At 27.8% G+C, this 19391-nt stretch carries 18 protein-coding genes; 11 read left to right on the forward strand and 7 right to left on the reverse strand.

Annotated features, from left to right (window positions below):
• Positions 1–468 precede the first annotated feature (468 nt).
• The 7 genes from gyrA to dnaA all read right to left on the reverse strand — a co-directional run bounded on the left by gyrA (position 469) and on the right by dnaA (position 9338).
• Positions 469–2961 (reverse strand): DNA gyrase subunit A, encoded by a 2493-nt coding sequence (gyrA, locus tag BN346_RS15305; protein WP_040329765.1) that lies wholly within the window; start codon positions 2959–2961, stop codon positions 469–471.
• Positions 2962–2992: 31 nt separating this feature from the next.
• Positions 2993–4900 (reverse strand): DNA topoisomerase (ATP-hydrolyzing) subunit B, encoded by a 1908-nt coding sequence (gyrB, locus tag BN346_RS15310; RefSeq protein WP_040329767.1) that lies wholly within the window; start codon positions 4898–4900, stop codon positions 2993–2995.
• 18 nt (positions 4901–4918) lie between these two features.
• Entirely contained in the window at positions 4919–5182 is a 264-nt protein-coding gene (gene remB / locus BN346_RS15315; protein ID WP_040329768.1) for an extracellular matrix regulator RemB, read from the reverse strand.
• Between the two features lie 11 nt (positions 5183–5193).
• A complete protein-coding gene (gene recF / locus BN346_RS15320) occupies positions 5194–6291 on the reverse strand; it encodes a DNA replication/repair protein RecF (protein WP_040329769.1) in 1098 nt (365 codons plus the stop codon).
• A gap of 108 nt (positions 6292–6399) precedes the next feature.
• On the reverse strand, positions 6400–6606 hold the full coding sequence (gene yaaA / locus BN346_RS15325; protein ID WP_040329770.1) for a S4 domain-containing protein YaaA: 207 nt from the start codon (positions 6604–6606) through the stop codon (positions 6400–6402).
• A 14-nt stretch (positions 6607–6620) separates the two neighbouring features.
• Complete coding sequence (dnaN, locus tag BN346_RS15330) at positions 6621–7724, reverse strand: DNA polymerase III subunit beta (RefSeq protein ID WP_040329772.1); 1104 nt, start codon at positions 7722–7724, stop codon at positions 6621–6623.
• A 264-nt stretch (positions 7725–7988) separates the two neighbouring features.
• Complete coding sequence (gene dnaA, locus BN346_RS15335; RefSeq protein ID WP_040329773.1) at positions 7989–9338, reverse strand: chromosomal replication initiator protein DnaA; 1350 nt, start codon at positions 9336–9338, stop codon at positions 7989–7991.
• Positions 9339–9910: 572 nt separating this feature from the next.
• On the opposite strand from dnaA, the gene rpmH reads away from it, so the two are divergent.
• From rpmH to BN346_RS15390, 11 genes are all read left to right on the forward strand, one after another.
• Entirely contained in the window at positions 9911–10045 is a 135-nt protein-coding gene (gene rpmH, locus BN346_RS15340) for a 50S ribosomal protein L34 (protein ID WP_010298336.1), read from the forward strand.
• 55 nt (positions 10046–10100) lie between these two features.
• Complete coding sequence (gene rnpA / locus BN346_RS15345; RefSeq protein ID WP_040329774.1) at positions 10101–10445, forward strand: ribonuclease P protein component; 345 nt, start codon at positions 10101–10103, stop codon at positions 10443–10445.
• Positions 10438–10650: a membrane protein insertion efficiency factor YidD gene (gene yidD, locus BN346_RS15350; RefSeq protein ID WP_187372144.1), complete on the forward strand. Its 213-nt coding sequence runs from the start codon at positions 10438–10440 to the stop codon at positions 10648–10650. Before rnpA ends, yidD begins: the two co-directional genes overlap by 8 nt.
• A gap of 32 nt (positions 10651–10682) precedes the next feature.
• A complete protein-coding gene (yidC, locus tag BN346_RS15355) occupies positions 10683–11411 on the forward strand; it encodes a membrane protein insertase YidC (protein ID WP_081771033.1) in 729 nt (242 codons plus the stop codon).
• Positions 11412–11450: 39 nt separating this feature from the next.
• Complete coding sequence (gene jag / locus BN346_RS15360; RefSeq protein ID WP_040329775.1) at positions 11451–12077, forward strand: RNA-binding cell elongation regulator Jag/EloR; 627 nt, start codon at positions 11451–11453, stop codon at positions 12075–12077.
• A gap of 482 nt (positions 12078–12559) precedes the next feature.
• The gene (gene mnmE / locus BN346_RS15365; RefSeq protein ID WP_040329777.1) at positions 12560–13936 is read left to right on the forward strand and encodes a tRNA uridine-5-carboxymethylaminomethyl(34) synthesis GTPase MnmE; all 1377 of its coding nucleotides are present in this window, start codon (positions 12560–12562) and stop codon (positions 13934–13936) included.
• Between the two features lie 8 nt (positions 13937–13944).
• Complete coding sequence (gene mnmG / locus BN346_RS15370) at positions 13945–15834, forward strand: tRNA uridine-5-carboxymethylaminomethyl(34) synthesis enzyme MnmG (protein WP_040329778.1); 1890 nt, start codon at positions 13945–13947, stop codon at positions 15832–15834.
• Between the two features lie 54 nt (positions 15835–15888).
• The gene (gene rsmG / locus BN346_RS15375) at positions 15889–16608 is read left to right on the forward strand and encodes a 16S rRNA (guanine(527)-N(7))-methyltransferase RsmG (RefSeq protein ID WP_040329779.1); all 720 of its coding nucleotides are present in this window, start codon (positions 15889–15891) and stop codon (positions 16606–16608) included.
• A gap of 79 nt (positions 16609–16687) precedes the next feature.
• Positions 16688–17470 carry a nucleoid occlusion protein gene (noc, locus tag BN346_RS15380; protein WP_040329780.1) on the forward strand — a complete coding sequence of 261 codons (783 nt, stop codon included), beginning with the start codon at positions 16688–16690 and terminating at the stop codon, positions 17468–17470.
• Positions 17471–17753: 283 nt separating this feature from the next.
• Complete coding sequence (locus BN346_RS15385; RefSeq protein WP_040329782.1) at positions 17754–18524, forward strand: ParA family protein; 771 nt, start codon at positions 17754–17756, stop codon at positions 18522–18524.
• A gap of 5 nt (positions 18525–18529) precedes the next feature.
• Positions 18530–19390 (forward strand): ParB/RepB/Spo0J family partition protein, encoded by an 861-nt coding sequence (locus tag BN346_RS15390; RefSeq protein ID WP_040329808.1) that lies wholly within the window; start codon positions 18530–18532, stop codon positions 19388–19390.
• The last annotated feature ends 1 nt before the right edge of the window (position 19391 follow it).

Consider the following 19391-nt stretch of genomic DNA (forward strand, 5'->3'; position numbering starts at 1 on the left):
TTTAATTTTCAAAGACCAATGTGTCATCATCACCTGACGACTTTTTCTATTTTACTAGATTTAAACTTTTTTGTCAACACTTTTTTTAAATGTTTTTTAAGTTTATATCTACATCGCTTGGCTTCAATTACTTGTTTGCCTCAGCGACAAGATTTATTATATATAATTTAATATTCATTTTTATTGTTAATATTACTTATTATTTGAATTTATTTTTATAATACTTAATTATTCTATTTATTTCTTTGTTTTTCTACAATTGATACACGTGGATATGTTTTTATATTTTTATATTTACATAAGTTAAATACCTTATATTAAAGTCTAAGTATTATACTAAAATACCATTTATAAATTTTAAATTTAACTATTATCTTTTATGTTGTCGATTTATTAAATTCACATAAGATCTTAAATTAAAAAAAGTAAGAGGAGTATAATAGTACTTCTCTTACTTTTTCTATTTATTTATTCTTCATTTTCGTTATCATCAATATTTTCATTTTCTATTTCAGTTTCTATTTCCATTTGAACTTCTGTTGGCTCTGTATAGTTAATTTTAGCTATAGCAACTATATTAATGTCTTCTCCAGTTTTCATAAGTGTTACTCCCATAGTATTTCTACTAGTTGTAGATATATCACTTACATTTAACCTTATTATTATTCCGTCGCTATTTATTAACATAAGTTCATCTTCTTCTCTAACAACTCTAGCACCAACAACATTACCTGTCTTTTCAGTTATTTTATAAGTTATTATGCCTTTTCCACCTCTATGTTGAAGTGTATATTGTGACATATCAGTTCTCTTACCAAATCCCTTTTCACTTATTACAAGTAATTCTTCATCTTCTTTTACAACAACCATAGATACTGCAATATCATTTTCTCTTAATCTTATAGCTCTTACACCAGTAGAAACTCTACCCATTTGTCTAACATCTTTTTCGCTAAATCTTATTGAGTATCCTCCTCGTGTTACAAATATCATCTCACTATCACCAGTTGTTATACTTACACCAATTAACTCATCATCTTCTCTTAAGTTTATAGCGTTTAAACCATTTCTTCTTATTGCTGCATATTGACTTAAAGAAGTTTTCTTAACAATACCTTGTTTAGTACCCATAATTAAGAAATTATCTTCCTCAAAAGTTTTTATAGTCATTATCGCTTGTATAGTCTCACCATTTTCAATAGGAAGTAAGTTTACTACATTAGTTCCCTTAGCTGTTCTACCTGCCTCTGGAACTTCATAAGCTTTTAATTTGTATACTCTTCCTCTATTAGTGAAGAATAATATATTGTTAAGTATTGGCGTTGTTAATATATTTTCAACAAAGTCATCCTCTTTTGTTATAGCTCCTTGGATACCTCTACCCCCTCTTCTTTGAGCGTTATAAGTATCCACTGGTAATCTCTTAATATATCCAGCATGAGTTAATGTAATTACTACATCTTCATCGTCAATTAAATCTTCCTCATCAAATATATCTGGATTTTTTTCTATGGCAGTTTTTCTTTCATCACCATATTTTGTTTTTATTTCAATAAGTTCATCTTTTATTATATTTAAAAGGATTTCTTCACTTTCAAGTATTGATCTTAAATAAGTGATTGTTTCCATTATTTCATTGTACTCTTCTTCAATTTTTTCTCTTTCTAAACCAGTAAGTCTTTGAAGCTTCATATCAAGAATTGCTTGTGATTGCTTTTCTGACAATCCAAAAGTTTTCATTAAGCCTTCTTTTGCTTCAGCTGCAGTTTTAGATCCTCTTATAAGTGCTATAACTTGATCTATATGATCAAGTGCTATTCTTAGTCCCTCTAAAATATGAGCTCTAGCAAGTGCTTTATCAAGATCAAATTGAGTTCTTCTTGTTACTACCTCTTTTTGATGTTCTAAGTAATGAACTAATATTTGTTTTAAGTTTAATACCTTTGGTTGACCATCAACTAATACAAGCATTATTATTCCAAAAGTATCTTGCATTTTAGTGTGCTTGTATAATCTGTTAAGAACAATGTTAGGATTTGCATCCCTTTTTAGTTCTATAACAATTCTCATACCGTCTCTATCTGACTCATCTCTAAGATCTGATATTCCATCTAATTTTTTATCTTTTACTAGATTAGCAATATTCTCTATTAAGTTAGCCTTATTAACCATATACGGTATTTCTGTAACTATTATTTTGTGTCTTCCATTTTCCTCTTCTATCTCTGCTTTAGATCTAACTAATACTTTTCCTCTACCAGTTTCATAAGCACTTCTTATTCCACCTTTACCTAGTATTATTCCACCTGTTGGAAAATCAGGACCCTTTACTTTAGTCATTAGCTCACTTATTGTAGTATCCTGATTATCTATAAGCATTATAACTCCATCAATAACCTCATTTAGGTTGTGAGGAGGTATATTAGTTGCCATACCTACTGCTATTCCTGATGAACCATTTACTAATAGATTCGGAAATCTAGAAGGCAATACTGTTGGTTCTTTTTCTTCACCATCAAAGTTAGGAATAAAATCTACTGTATTTTTATTTATATCTCTAAGCATTTGAGTAGTAATTTTATTCATTTTTGCTTCTGTATATCTCATTGCGGCTGCTCCATCACCATCAACGGATCCAAAGTTACCATGACCATCAACAAGAGTATATCTGATTGAAAAGTCTTGTGCTAATCTTACAAGCGCATCATAAACTGCTGTATCTCCATGTGGGTGATACTTACCAAGAACGTCCCCTACTATTCTCGCACACTTTCTATATCCCTTTTCAGGATATAGTCCAAGTTCATGCATTGAGTATAATATTCTTCTATGAACAGGTTTTAATCCATCTCTTACGTCTGGTAATGCTCTACCTGCTATAACGCTCATGGCATAATCTATATAACATTTTTTCATTTCATTTTTTATGTCTACAGGCAATATTTTTTCTTCACTATTCATATGTTACACCTCACTACATTTACATATTTCACTATATGTCTAGATTGCTAACCAATTTTGCATTTTCTTCTATAAATTCTCTACGAGGTTCAACTTTATCTCCCATAAGAATAGTAAAAATCTCATCTGCAGCCATTGCATCTTCTACATTTACTTTTAGAAGCGTTCTATTCTCTGGGTTCATAGTAGTATCCCAAAGTTGTTCTGCATTCATCTCACCTAGACCTTTATATCTTTGAATATCTACACTGCTATCTTTTCCACCCATTTGTTGTAACATGTTTTCAAGTTCAGCATCGCTGTAAGTGTAGCATTCATTTTTACCTTTTTTTATTCTATAAAGAGGTGGTTGAGCTATATAAACATGTCCTTTATCAACCAATTCTCTCATGTATCTATAAAAGAAAGTAAGTAATAGAGTTCTTATATGAGCTCCATCTACATCGGCATCTGTCATGATTATTATTTTATTATACCTAATCTTCTCAACATCAAAATCTTTTCCTATTCCACCACCAAATGCTGTTATCATAGATTTAATAGTGTCTGAATTTAACATTTTATCTAATCTTTGCTTTTCAACATTCATTATTTTACCTCTTAGTGGTAAAATGGCTTGGAATCTTCTGTTTCTGCCTTGTTTAGCAGAACCACCCGCAGAATCTCCCTCTACGATGTATATTTCACATTCATCTGGATTTTTTGATGAACAATCTGCTAATTTACCAGGTAAAGAAGTACTTTCAAGAACTGATTTTCTTCTTGTTAACTCTCTTGCTTTTTTAGCAGCTTCTCTTGCTCTTGCAGCATTTAATCCTTTATCAATTATACTTTTTCCTACTTGAGGATTTTCTTCTAAAAATGTTGTAATAGCATCATTTGCTATTGATTCAACTATTCCTCTAACAGGTGCGTTTCCTAGTTTTGTTTTTGTTTGTCCTTCAAATTGTGGGTCTGTAACTTTTACTGATACAACTGCTGTTAATCCTTCTCTTACATCCTCACCACTTAAATTTTTATCATTTTCTTTTAGGTGACCAAACTTTTTAGCATAGTCATTGATAACTCTAGTTAGTGCTGCTTTAAATCCAACTAGATGTGTACCACCCTCAACAGTATCTATATTATTAGCGAATGAAAATAAATTTTCGTTGTAAGTATCATTATATTGAAGTGCTATCTCAACAACACAATCATCTTTTACACCCTCAACATATATAGGTTCATTATGAATTTTACCTTTATTTCTATTTAAGTATTCTACAAAGGATTTTATTCCTCCTTCATAATGGAACTGATCAACTTTTCCAGTTCTTTCATCGCTTAGTATTATCTTTACCCCTTTATTTAAAAAGGCAAGTTCCCTTAACCTTTGGCTAAGAACTTCATAACTAAATTCAACTTCATCAAATATTTCATCATCTGGAACAAAGTGCATTTTAGTTCCATGTTCTTCTGTATCACCAATCATTTTGAACTCTTCTTTTACTTTTCCTCTTGAGAATGTTTCAGTCCAAATATGTCCATCTCTTTTTACAATTACTGTACATTCTTTAGAAAGAGCATTTACTACAGATGCACCAACTCCATGCAATCCACCTGCAACTTTGTATCCTCCCCCTCCAAATTTACCTCCAGCATGTAAAACAGTCATTATAACTTCAACTGTTGGTATTTGAAGTTTAGGATGTATACCTACTGGCATACCTCTTCCATCATCTTCTACTGTTATGGAATTATCTTCATGTATAGTAACTTCAATGTTTTTACAGTATCCACCTATTGCTTCGTCTATACTGTTATCAACTATTTCATAAACTAAGTGATGAAGACCCCTTGCACTTGTACTACCTATATACATTCCTGGTCTTTTTCTTACGGCTTCTAGACCTTCTAATACCTGTATCTGACTCTCATCATAAACTTTATTTGTATCCATGCATATCCTCCTAACTTACTAATACTCACAATATACAATGTCTGTTCTTTTACATAATGTCGATGAAGATATTGGAGATAAGTATATTTTACTCTTTTTATCTACTTCTGCTATAACAAAGGATTTAGGTTTGTCTTTCGTTATTCTTTCAACAAATCCATCTTCTTCTGCCATTCTCAAAAATTGAATTGTGTCAGAGCTATACATAGTGGATTCCATATCTAGTATAGCTATTATGTCTTTTATTGGAACTACTACATTTTCACCTAAATGAAGAAACATAATTCTCCTCCTTAATTGCCTATTTGATTTACAGATCCATTTTCTACTTCAAATACACTCATATCAACTAAAGAATTTAAATATTTTTTTATATTATTAATTCCCGTACACGTTATTAACGTTTGAACATTGCTTATAGAATTTAGTATGTATTTTTGCCTTGTTATATCTAATTCGGAAAGTACATCGTCTAAAAGCAATAGAGGAAATTCTCCAGTTAAGTCTTTAATTATTTGCAATGATGCAAATTTTAAAGAAAGTACTGCAGTTCTCTGCTGTCCCTGTGATCCATATGTCTTTACGTCAATATGGTTTATATATGTTAAAAAATCATCTCTATGAGGTCCTACTGAAGTTACTTTTCTTTCAAAGTCTCTTTTTCTATTTTTAACTAGCAAATCATATAATTCATTTTTTATATCTGAACTAGTAATGTTTGTTAAATACTCAAACTTTATTTCTTCTTTTCCTGATGTTATATCCCTGTGTATTTCATTTGATTTTTCATTTAATCCATCTATGTAGTCTAATCTTTTTTTAATTATATATGATCCAATTTCACTTAACTGAATGTCATATATATCTAAAATATCCAAATTAGAATTAAACTTCTTCAAAGCATTGTTTCTTTCAGACAATATCTTCTTGTACATAGCTAAATTATGGTAATACCGAGGATATAATTTACAAAGTTCTATATCTAAAAATTTTCTTCTATATGCTGGTGAGTCTTTAATTATATTTAAATCTTCTGGTGAGAACATAACTACGTTTAAAGTACCAATTAGTTCAGACATTTTATTGATTTTTATAGAATTTATGTTAATTCCTTTTTTTCCTTCTTTGAAAATCTTTATTTCAACTTTCTTGTCAAGCCTTGTTTTGGCAATATCTATTCTAATATAGGCATCATTATGGTCCCATTTTATAAGTTCTTTATCTTTATTAGTTCTATGAGATTTTCCTATACTTGCATAGTACACAGCTTCTAAAATATTTGTTTTTCCTTGTGCATTGTTGCCAACAAATACGTTAGTACCCTCATTGAAGTCTAATAGTAACTCATTATAATTTCTAAAATTTTTTAATATCAATTTTTTAATATACATAATAAACAAACACCCAATTATAAATTATATCATACTATATCATTTTTATGTCAAATTCAATTTATTTGAAAGTATTTCTAAAAATATGCACCGATAATCGGTGCATTTTTAAACTACTGAATAAATTTCATTTTGAAATTCTACTGAATCTCCTTTATATAATTTCTTACCTCTTTGAGTTTCAACTTCATTATTCACTTTAACTTCACCGTTTTGAATGAAAAATTTAGCTTCTGAGCCTAAAGTACATGCCCCTGAAAATTTTAAAAATGAATCTAATTTTATAAACTCTGTAGTTATTTGAACTTCTATCATAATTATTACCTCTTTTAATAATTTAAAACTCTAACTGGAACTACAAGATATGTGCAGTTATCATTTTCTTTATTTTTTATAACACATGGTGAAACTGAACTTGAAAGTTCCATTACCACATTTTCTTCTTCTATATTCTTAAAAGCATCGATTAAATATTTAGAGTTAAATGCAATTTTAAGTGCTTCACCTTGCAATACTATAGAAACTTCTTCTCTTGATTTTCCCAATTGAGAATTAGAAGTTATTACTATGCTGTCTTCTGATATATCTAATTTTACTAGATTTGTATTTCCATTTTTCGCAACAAGAGATGCTCTTTCTATGCAACTTAAAATATCATTTTTATTTACATTAACTTTTAATTTATATTCTTGAGGAATTATAGATGCGTATTTTATGAATTCGCCTTCTAAAAGCCTTGATATAACTTTAGTATTTCCAATGTTAAATAAAATATGGTTATTAGTGAATGTTATTTTAACTTCATTATCGCTATCTTCAAGTATTTTAGATACTTCATTTAGGGTTTTTCCAGGTATTACGGCTTCTTTATTGTCACTGCAATTAATAGGTTCACTTCTAAATGCAACTCTAAATCCATCAAGTGCTATTAAATTTAACTTATAATCTTTTATTTCAAATAGTACACCTGTAAGTATTGGTCTAGTTTCATCAGGTGCAACTGCAAATATTGTTCCCTTTATCATATTTTTAAGTATTTTTTGCTCTATTGAAAATATTGTATCTTCATTGATATCAGGTAATAGTGGGTAGTCGTTAGCATCCATATGTATTAAGTTAACACATGATTTTTCACATATTATTTCAATAGCTCCATCTTCTAAAGTAGTTATTTGAAGTTCAGAGTTAGGAAGTTTTCTTATTATCTCTCCAAATATCTTAGAATCAACTACGATTGAACCTTCTTCAATAATATTGGCATCGATTTTAGTTTCTATACAAACATCTATATCTGATCCCATTAATGTTAATGTATTTTTATGCGCATTTATGTATATACCTTGAAGTATAGGTAAGGTTGATTTTCCTGTTATTGCTTTTTGTACATTTGATATTGCTTCCATTAAAGAATTTTTATTAGTTAAAAATTTCATTTTAAAATCCTCCTTTTTATCAACAAATAAAATAGCTAAAAATAGCTTAGATAATATTAAAAATATAGCAGTAGTAGTAGTAGGGGCTGTTGATATGTTGATAACCCCTTCAACCCTATAAAATTCAACAAAAATCATGAAAAAATAATTGTGGATAAACAAAGACGAACTTAATGCACTTATCCACAATATTAACAATAAACTTTATTTTATTTTTTATCAACAAGAAATAATAGCAAAATTAGTAACACCTGTTGATTAATTTTATTTTCTTTGAATTTTTTTAGTTAATTCTTCTACTACTTCTTGAAGATTTTCATCTTTTTTTAGACTCTGTGAGATTTTTTCGTATGCGTGAATTACAGTAGTATGGTCTCTTCCACCAAATTCTTCACCTATTTTAGGAAGAGATGTATCTGTAAGTTTTCTTGAAAGGTACATTGCAATTTGTCTAGGAAAAGCAACATTTCTAGTTCTTCTAGATGACTTAAAATCTTCTATTTTTAAATTGTAATAACTAGAAACAATATCTTGTATTAATTCAATGGTTATTTGTCTTGAATTTTTATTTGATATTATATCTTTCAAAGCTTCAGCTGCTAAATCTACATTAATTTCCCTGTTAGTAAGTGATGAATAAGCTACAATTCTTATCAATCCACCTTCTAATTCCCTTATATTAGATTTAATTTGTGTTGCGATATAAACCATAACATCATTTGGTATATCAAGATTTTCAACATCAGCTTTTTTCTTTAATATTGCAATTCTTGTTTCAAAGTCTGGTGGTTGTATATCAGCAATAAGTCCCCACTCAAATCTAGAACGAAGTCTATCTTCTAATGTAGGGATCTCTTTTGGTGGTCTATCACTAGATAATATTATTTGTTTATTTGCATCATGTAGAGCATTGAAAGTGTGGAAAAACTCTTCTTGGGTACTTTCTTTACCTGCAATAAACTGAATATCATCTATTAAAAGGACATCTATATTTCTATATTTATTTCTAAATTCTACATTTTTATCTTCTTTAATAGAATTTATAAGTTCATTAGTAAACTTCTCGGATGACACATATACTACCTTAGATTTAGGATTAACATCTTGTATGTAATGACCTATAGCATGCATAAGGTGGGTTTTTCCAAGACCAACGCCTCCATATATAAATAATGGATTGTATGCTTTTGCAGGGGATTCTGCTACAGCAAGTGATGCAGCATGAGCAAATCTATTACTATTTCCTATAACAAATGAATTGAAAGTATATTTAGGATTTAGTATAGCAGACATAGCATCATTTACTTTTACATTACTTTTAGGCTCGATATTTTTTTTTGGAACATCGGCTTCAAGAGCTTCTTCCGTTATAATTGAAAAATCTATGCTGAAAGTTCTATTTGAAACTGACTTTAAAGCATTTATGATTAAATCTTTATATCGATTTTCTAAAATATCTTTAGTAAAGTTGTTAGGAACACCTAATTTAAAGGTAGTGTTATCTAGCGAGATAGGTTTAATACTTTTAATCCAAGTATTAAAGCTGACTTCTGTAAGTTCTTCTTTGAGAATGCTTAAGGTTTTTTCCCATAACTCGTTCACTTGGGTGTTCATCTTCTATTTCTATCCTCCAGTTCAATTTTTTTTTTAGGATTAAATTTATAATTTATAACAATTAATAAACATAATTATAAACATACTAAAATAGTTATATTTAATTTGTTGACAAATACAATTAAAAATATTCACATGTTAATAACTAAAGAGAAATAAACAAAAAAAATAATATTATCAACAATGATTTTTTTTAATTATCAACAAGTACTACTATGTATAAATTCATAAAATTAGTCAAAAATATAAGAAAATAAAAATCTAAAATAAAAAAATTAAAAAGTTATACACAAAGTTATCAACAACCTGTTGATAACTTTACTTATTAAATATTTATCAACAATTATGATTCAATAATATCAAAATATCACAAGGTATTCAATAAGTTATCCACAAAAAACTATGTTAACGTAAATTTCTATCAACAAATAATAACATCAAATGGCATTTTTTTGTTTACTGAGTTATCTTGACATTGACCTTCCGGAAATATATAATCTAATGGTAAATCTATAAGATAGTGATAATCTGATTACTATAAATAATTTTAGAAACGAAGGGAGTGTTTGAATATGTTCATGACATATCAGCCTAAAAAAAGACAAAGAAAAAAAGAGCACGGATTCAGAAAAAGAATGAAAACTAAGTCTGGTAGAAACGTTTTAAAAAGAAGAAGACTTAAAGGAAGAAAGAGATTGACAGCATAAGGGCCGCTAATGTGGCCTTTTTCTGCAATTGCAGGAAAAAAAGGAGCAGTTAATAATGAAGTTAGAAAGAATACGAAAAAATCCTGAGTTTAGAATAGTGTATAGAAGAGGAAAATCTTACTCTAATTCTTCATTAGTATTATATGTTTTCAGAAATTACAGAAATAATAATATTAATAGAATAGGAATATCAGTTAGCAAAAAAGTTGGGAAAAGTGTTGTTAGAAGTAGAGTGAAGAGGCTTATAAATGAAAGCTATAGATTAAACAAAAACTTGATAAAAAAGCAGGGGTATGATTTTATATTTGTTGCTAGAACTGCTTCCAAAGATAAGAGTTATAAAGAAATTGAAAATTCCTTAAAGGATTTATTTAGAAAAAGCGGGTTAATGAATGATTAAAAACTTTTTAATTTACTTAATTAACTTATATAGAAAATATATATCACCTTTAAAGGCACCGTGTTGCCGTTTTGTTCCTACTTGTTCTCAATATGCTATAGAAGCTATTGAAAAGTATGGAGCAATTAAAGGCGGATATATGGCAATGAAGAGAATACTAAGGTGTAATCCATTCTGTAAGGGTGGATATGATCCTGTAAAATAAATAATTTAATATAAAGTAGGAGGATTTAAACCTTGAAAGAAGCATTAGTTGGTATATTTGCAAATTTGTTTACTTTTATACATGGTGCAATTGAAGGTATAATAGCTAATCCAGATATATCGTATGGATTAGCAATAATTTTATTTACTATTGTAATTAAAGTTATTTTACTACCTTTAACTATAAAGCAAACAAAATCTTCTGTTAAATTAGCAGAAGTTCAACCAAAGGCAGCTGAATTACAAGCAAAATACAAAAATGATCCTCAAAGAGGACAGCAAGAACTTTTAAAATTATATAAAGAAGAAAATGTAAATCCTATGAGTGGTTGCTTACCATTAATTATTCAATATCCAATACTTATAGCATTATTTTATGCTGTTAATAAATTTGATTACCACGGAGCAGGATTTTTATGGTTACCAAGCTTAACTGCAGCAGACCCAATATTTATACTTCCTATAGTATCAGGGGTAAGTACTTATATATCATCTAAGTTGTTACAACCTGCACAACCACAAAATGGAGCTAGTGCTGGTCCTAACATGGGTATGATGAATATTGGTATGGCAGTAATGTTTGGATTTATGAGTATAAGAATGCCATCATCAATAGTTATTTATTGGATTGTAAATAATATAATTCAATTAATACAAACAATGATATTAAGACCAAAGAAAAAAGTTGTAGTTGAGACTGAAACAAAAGTTACTCAAACTTCAAATAAAAATAATAACAATAAAAAGAAAAAGGGTAAATAAATTTAAGCCTAGAAATATTGGAAAGGCGGTGTCATAGGGATGAAATGTATAGAAATGAGTGGGAAAACAAAAGAAGATGCTATAAATAAAGCACTTGAGGAACTACAAACTACTGAAGATAAGGTTCTAATAGAAGTTTTAGAAGAAGGTAGTAAAGGATTCTTAAATATAATAGGGGTAAAGCCAGCAAGAGTTAAAGTAACATTAAAAAAAGATAGAGCAGAAGAAGCTAAAAATTTCTTAAGAAAAATTTTAAATTCTATGGACATAAAAGCTGAAATTAGAGTTAAGCTACAAGGTAGCGATATGAACATAAATTTAATTGGACCTAATATGGGAATATTAATTGGGTATAGAGGAGAAACATTAGATTCACTGCAATATTTAGTAAGTCTTGTAGTAAATAAGGATCATGATGAAGAGTATATTAGAGTCATACTTGATACAGAGAATTATAGACATAATAGACAAGAAACTTTGAAAAGATTAGCTGAAAAAATGGCATCTAAAGTAAAAGCTACAGGTAAAACTATAAAATTAGAACCTATGAACCCATATGAGAGAAGAGTTATACACGCAGCACTTCAAAATGACGATATGATAAAAACATATAGTGAGGGTGAAGAGCCAAGAAGAAAAGTTGTTATTGAGTTAAAGAAAGCCTAAAAAGGCTTTCTTTTTATTATATATTGCAAATATAAGAATTTGTTTTAAAATAGATAAATATTCCTTTAAATTGGGTATAATTTACTTTATATACAGTATTAATCATATATTTTTATATAAATGTAAAAATTAATGTTAAATTTTAATGTTTTTTTTATAAAAATTTATGTGGTATAATTTAATCTTAATATGACAAAAATTTTTTATATATAAAATTTAAGTAGATATATATACTAAACTTGAAAATAGCATTAAAAACTATGTAAAATAATGATGATAATACTATAAAGTTTTATATTGTTGATATAAAAAAGGTGTATTATTAAATAGATAAAATACGTTTAAAGTGAGTTAAGCGAAAATATAAAAATTAATCTTAGCCCTGTAGATAAATAGTATATTTTTAATACAGGGATTTCTAATGTGAGAATGATACAATATTACTAAATATATTGTATTCAGGTTCTATGGAGGAGAAAAATATGAATGAATTTGATACAATTGTAGCCGTAGCTACTAGTGTTGGAGAAGGCGGAATATCAATACTAAGAGTTTCAGGTGACAAGGCATTAAAAGTAGTAAGTTCTATATTTAAAGGAAAAAATGATAGAACTTTAGAAGATATAAAATCTTATACTATGAGATATGGACATATCATTGATGAAAATAATAATTACATAGATGAAGTAATAGTAAGCTTCATGAAGGGACCTAGAAGTTTTACAGCAGAGGATGTTGTAGAAATAAATTGTCATGGTGGAGTTATAGCTACCAATAGAGTATTAGAGGCTGTTGTAAAGGCTGGTGCAAGAATTGCAGAACCAGGTGAATTTACTAAAAGAGCATTTTTAAATGGAAGAATAGATTTAAGTCAAGCGGAAGCCGTAATAGATATAATTAATGCGAAAACAGAATTAAGCATGAAATCTGCACTTATGCAAAGTGAAGGACATATATCAAAAAATATAATAGCTCTTAGAGAAGAATTGATACAAATAATAGCACATATTGAAGCAACTGTAGACTATCCAGAGGATGATTTAGAGGAAGTAACAGCTGATGGAGCTATAGAAGATTTAAAGAAAATAAATGAAAAAGTAGAATATTTACTTTCAACAGCTAACGAAGGAAAAATATTAAGAGATGGTATAAATACAGTAATAGTTGGAAAACCAAACGTAGGAAAGTCATCTTTACTAAATTCATTAACAAAAGAAAATAGAGCTATTGTTACTGACATACCAGGAACAACTAGGGATGTAATAGAAGAATATATAAACATTTCAGGAGTACCAGTTAAGATAATAGATACAGCTGGAATAAGGGAAACTGAGGATGTAGTTGAAAAAATAGGTGTTGAAAAATCAAAACAAAAAATAAATGAGGCAGATTTAGTTATATTAATATTAGATAGAAGCAAGGAACTTGATGAGGAAGATAAAGAAATAATAGATTATATAAAGGACAAAAAATGTATTGTGCTTTTAAATAAAATAGATTTAGAAAGTAAAATAGATAAAGAAAAATTAAATATAGCTGATAATAAATACATATTAGAAATTTCAACAAAAACTGGAGAAAATGTAGCTAGTTTAAAACAATGCATAAAAGAAATGTTCTTTAAAGGGGAAGTTAATAGTGAGGAAGTTATAATAACTAATACTAGACACAAAGAGGCTCTTTTAAGAACTAAAGAAAATATAGAAAATGCAATAGAAATTTTAGAAAATGTTTCAGCAATAGATTTAGCATCAATTGATATAAGAAATGCATGGACTAATTTAGGAAAAATAACAGGAAGTACATTAGAGGAAGATATCATAGATAAAATATTTTCTGAGTTTTGTTTAGGAAAGTAGGTGGAATTATGCAATATTTAGGTGGAGATTTTGATATTATAGTAATAGGAGCAGGGCATGCAGGATGTGAAGCGGCACTTGCATCTGCAAGAATGGGTTGTAAAACATTAATGTGTACAATGAATTTAGATAGTATTGCATTTATGGCATGTAATCCTAATATAGGAGGTACAGCTAAAGGTCATTTAGTTAAGGAAATAGATGCACTAGGTGGTGAAATGGGTGTTAACATAGATCATACATATATACAATCTAGAATGCTTAATACATCCAAAGGACCAGCAGTTCATTCTTTAAGAGTTCAGGCAGACAAAAATAGATATGCAGAAAGAATGAAAAGTGTATTAGAAAAACAAGAAAATTTATGGCTAAAACAATTAGAAGTTGTTAGTATAGATGTAGAAGATGGAAAAGTTAAAGGCATTCTTACAAAATTTGGGGCTTATTTTACTTGTAAAGCAGTAATAATGACAACAGGAACTTATTTAAAATCAACTGTTATAGTTGGAGATATGACTTCAAATGAAGGTCCAAGTGGGTTCTTACCATCAAATCACTTATCTGACTGTTTAAAGAAATTAAATATATCCCTAAGAAGATTTAAAACAGGAACTCCTGCTAGAGTAAATAAAAGATCTATAGATTTTAGTAAGATGGAAGAACAAAAGGGCGACGAAGAAATAGTTCCATTTTCATTTATTAGTGAAAATGTAGATAGAGATCAAGTGTCATGTTATTTAACATACACCAATAATGATACACATGAAGTAATTAGAGAAAATATAAATAGATCACCACTTTATAATGGTTCTATTAAAAGCACAGGTCCAAGATATTGTCCATCAATAGAAGATAAAGTTATGAGATTTGAAGATAAAGAAAGACATCAAATTTTCGTAGAACCAGAAGGTGAAGGAACAGATGAAATGTATATCCAAGGAATGAGTAGTTCACTTCCAGAAGATGTACAATTAAAAATGTTAAGAACAGTACCAGGTCTTGAAAATGCTGAGATGATGAGAACAGCATATGCAATAGAATATGATTGTATAGATCCAACACAATTAAAATTATCATTAGAATTTAAAAATATAGATGGAATGTTCTCAGCAGGCCAGATAAATGGAAGTTCAGGCTATGAAGAGGCAGCATCACAAGGTATTGTAGCTGGAATAAATGCAGCATTAAAAATAAAGGATAGAGAGCCTTTAATATTAAAAAGATCAGATGCGTATATAGGTGTTTTAATTGATGATTTAGTTACAAAAGGTACTAATGAACCGTATAGAATGATGACATCTCGTTCAGAATATAGACTACTTTTAAGACAAGATAATGCAGATTTAAGACTTACTGAAATAGGTCATGAAGTAGGTTTAGTTACTGAAGAGAGATATAATAAATTTATGAATAAAAAACAAAGCATAGATAATGAATTAGAAAGAGTTAAGAATCTACAAATAACAAATAAAAGAGAAGTAATTGAATTTTTAGAGAGTAAAAATTCAGCTCCACTAAAAAAACCAATAAGCTTATATGAATTAATAAAAAGATCAGAATTAGACTATTATATTGTAGAAGGTTTAGATCCTGATAGGGTAAAATTACCTTATGAAGTAACTGAGCAAGTAAATATTATGTCTAAATATGAAGGATATATAGAAAAACAATTAGAACAAATAGCACAATTTAAGAAATTTGAAAACAAAATTTTAAGTGAAGATATTAATTATGATGAAATTAAGGGGCTACGCATAGAAGCTATGCAAAAATTAAAACAAATAAAACCTACTAACATAGGTCAAGCTTCTAGAATATCAGGTGTATCTCCAGCGGATATATCAGTATTAATGATTTATTTAGAACAAAAAAATAGAAATTTAAAACAAGAACAATAAAATTGTAAAGTTGATTATTTGATTAAATCATATTATTAAATTTTGGAGGAAAATATGAAATATTATGATATGTTAGAAAATGCTAGCCTAAATGAAGGTTTAAATTTCAACGAAGATATGTATAATAAATTTATAAAGTATAAAGAATTAATTCAAGAATGGAATGAAAAGATAAATCTTACAGCAATTACAGAAGATGAAGAAGTAATAAAGAAACATTTTATAGATTCATTAAAAGTATACAAAATTAATGAATTAAAGAATTGCAAAAACATAATAGACATAGGAACTGGAGCTGGATTCCCAGGAATACCTATGAAAATAGTAAATCCTGATTGTAATTTTGTATTATTAGATTCTTTAAATAAAAGAATAAATTTTTTAAATGAAGTAATTTCAAATTTAAATTTAGAAAATATAAGAACAATACACGGAAGAGCAGAAGACTTTGCACAAGATAATGAATACAGAGAAAGATTTGATGGTGTAGTATCAAGAGCAGTAGCAAATTTAACTGTATTAAGTGAATTTTGTATACCATATTTAAAGGTAGGAGGATATTTTGTTGCGTTAAAAGGACCTGCTATAGATGAAGAATTAGATGAGGCTAAAAAGGCTATTGGTATATTAGGTGCAAAAATAATACGTATAGAAGATGTAGAAATCGAGGGTAGTGATTTAAAACATAATCTAGTAGTAATAAAGAAAATTAAACAAACTCCTAAAAAATATCCAAGAAAAGCTGGAATGGTAACAAAAAATCCATTAAAATAATTGTAAAAATATGGTACAATATAATAGAGCTTTTATTAAACTATAAAATTATAAAACTAATAAAGGGATGGGTTTATTTATGGAAAAGAATATAATATACATTTCTACAGAATTAATTTTACCTAATAAATATCAACCAAGACAAATATTTAATGAGGACGCTATAGATGAATTATCAGAGTCAATAAAAAGTTATGGAATAATTCAACCACTTACAGTAAGAAAAATGGTGGGTAGTGATCAATATGAATTGATAGCAGGTGAAAGAAGATTAAGAGCAGCTAAAAAAGCTGGTTTTAAAGAAGTACCAGCAATAATAGTAGAAATAAATGATAGAGACTCTGCAGCAATAGCACTTTTAGAAAATTTACAAAGAGAAGACTTGAATTTTTTTGAAGAAGCTTTAGCATATCATAATTTAATAAAAGAACATAATTATACTCAAGATCAGTTGGCAAAAGCTATAGGAAAAAAGCAATCAACTATAGCAAATAAACTGAGAATACTTAAATTAGATAAAGAAATTATAAATTTAATAATAGAGCATAAATTGACAGAAAGACATGCTAGGGCACTACTTAAAATACCTACACTAGAATTACAGGAAAAGGTATTAAAAGAAGTAATTGAAAAAGGTTTAAATGTAAGTAAGACAGAACAATTGATAGACAGAGAATTATTAAAATTGTCTCAAGAAGAAATTGCAGCAGATGGTAAAAAGAGAATTAAAGGAGTATTTAATCCTAAAATTTATGTAAATACAATTAAACAAGTATTTGATAAGTATGGAATAAATGCTAATTATAAATCCAAAGAATTAGATGACTCTATTCAAGTTACTATAACCATAAAGAAAAAGTAATATTTATAATGTTTCACGTGAAACAAAGGCTAATTTTATAGCCTTTGTTTTTTTATAAATAAATTTCAAAAATAAGCTTTTATTAATGAAAATATAAATATATAATAAATGTATAAGAATATTTTCTTACGTATAAATTTAGTAAAATAATATATTAAATTGGTAATATATTATTATTTTTTATTTATTATAGTTAAATATGTTTAATTATTTTACTTAAAAATTATTAAAGAGAATATATAGTGTGCATTAAATAGAACAAAATAAATTGGGGGTATTAACAATGAAAACTATATGTGTATTCAACCAAAAGGGTGGTGTAGGTAAAACAACAATCAATATAAATTTATGTGCTTACTTAGCTATGAATGGATACAAAATTTTAGCTATAGATATAGACCCACAAGGAAATACTACAAGTGGATTAGGAATAGATAAAAGAAAATTAGAATATTCAACATATGATGTGCTAGTTTCAGATGTAGAGTTAAAAGATGTAATAAAAAAATCAGATTTAGTAGAAAACTTTTATGTGGCTCCATCAACTATGGAATTATCTGGTGCAGAAGTTGAATTAATTAATAGGAATAATAGAGAATTTATATTAAAAAATAAAATAGAAAGCCTAAAAGATGAATTTGATTTTGTTTTTATAGATTGTCCACCTTCTTTAGGATTATTAACTATAAATGCGCTAACAGCATCAAATAGCGTGTTAATACCTATTCAATGTGAATTTTATGCATTAGAAGGAGTAAGTCAGTTAATTAATACTTACGAACTTATTAAAAAGTCTTTAAATAAAACTATAGAAATAGAAGGCGTTATTTTAAATATGTATGATGCAAGAACTAAACTTAGCAATGAAGTAATGTTTGAAGTAAGAAAGTTCTTTGAAAAAAAAGTATTTGATACAGTAATTCCAAGAAATATAAGATTAGCAGAATCACCAAGTTTTGGATTACCTATAGTTTTATATGATGATAAATGTAAAGGAGCAGAAGCTTTTACTAAATTATGTGAAGAGTTTCTAGCAAGACAAAGGAGGGAATAATCTTGATAAAAAAATCTGGAGGATTAGGAAAAGGACTAAGTGCACTAATACCAAATGATAATATAGAAGAAAATATAAATGAAAAAGAAGTAACAAGCATTTCGATCAACTTAATAAAACCAGATAAAAAGCAACCAAGAAAAAATTTTGATGAGCAAAAAATATTAGAATTATCACAGTCTATCAAAGAACATGGAGTAATTCAGCCTATAATATTAAGAAAAGAAGAAGGTTCATATATAATAGTTGCTGGAGAAAGAAGATGGAGAGCAGCTAAAAATATTGGATTAAAAGAAATTCCAGCTATAGTAAAAGATTTAAGTACACAACAAGTTTTAGAAATATCTTTAATTGAAAATATAGTTAGAGAAGATTTAAATCCTATAGAAGAAGCAATAGCTTATAAAAAATTGATTGATGAATTTAATTTAACTCAGGAGGAAATTAGTAAAAGAATTTCTAAATCAAGAAGTTCAATAGCTAATTGTATGAGACTTTTAAATTTAGATAATAGAGTACAAGAGTATATAATAGATAAGGTAATTTCAGAAGGACATGGAAGAGCTTTATTAGGTGTTCAAGATAAGGAATTACAATATAAATTTGCACAAGAAATTATTGATAATGATTTAAATGTAAGACAAACAGAAAAATTAATAAAAGATATAGAAAAGGACAAAACTAAATCTAAGAAAATAGAGAAAGATAATCTTAATCCATATTATAAAGATTTAGAAGGAAGATTAGAAAATTTATTTAATACTAAGGTTCATTTAAATCAAAAAAATAAAAATAAGGGCAAAATAGAAATAGAATATTATTCAGATGATGATTTACAAAGAATTATAGAAATGTTTAATTTATAAT

It is taken from the genome of Clostridium ihumii AP5, assembly GCF_000612845.1.
Classification (GTDB): Bacteria; Bacillota; Clostridia; order Clostridiales; family Clostridiaceae; genus Clostridium_J; species Clostridium_J ihumii.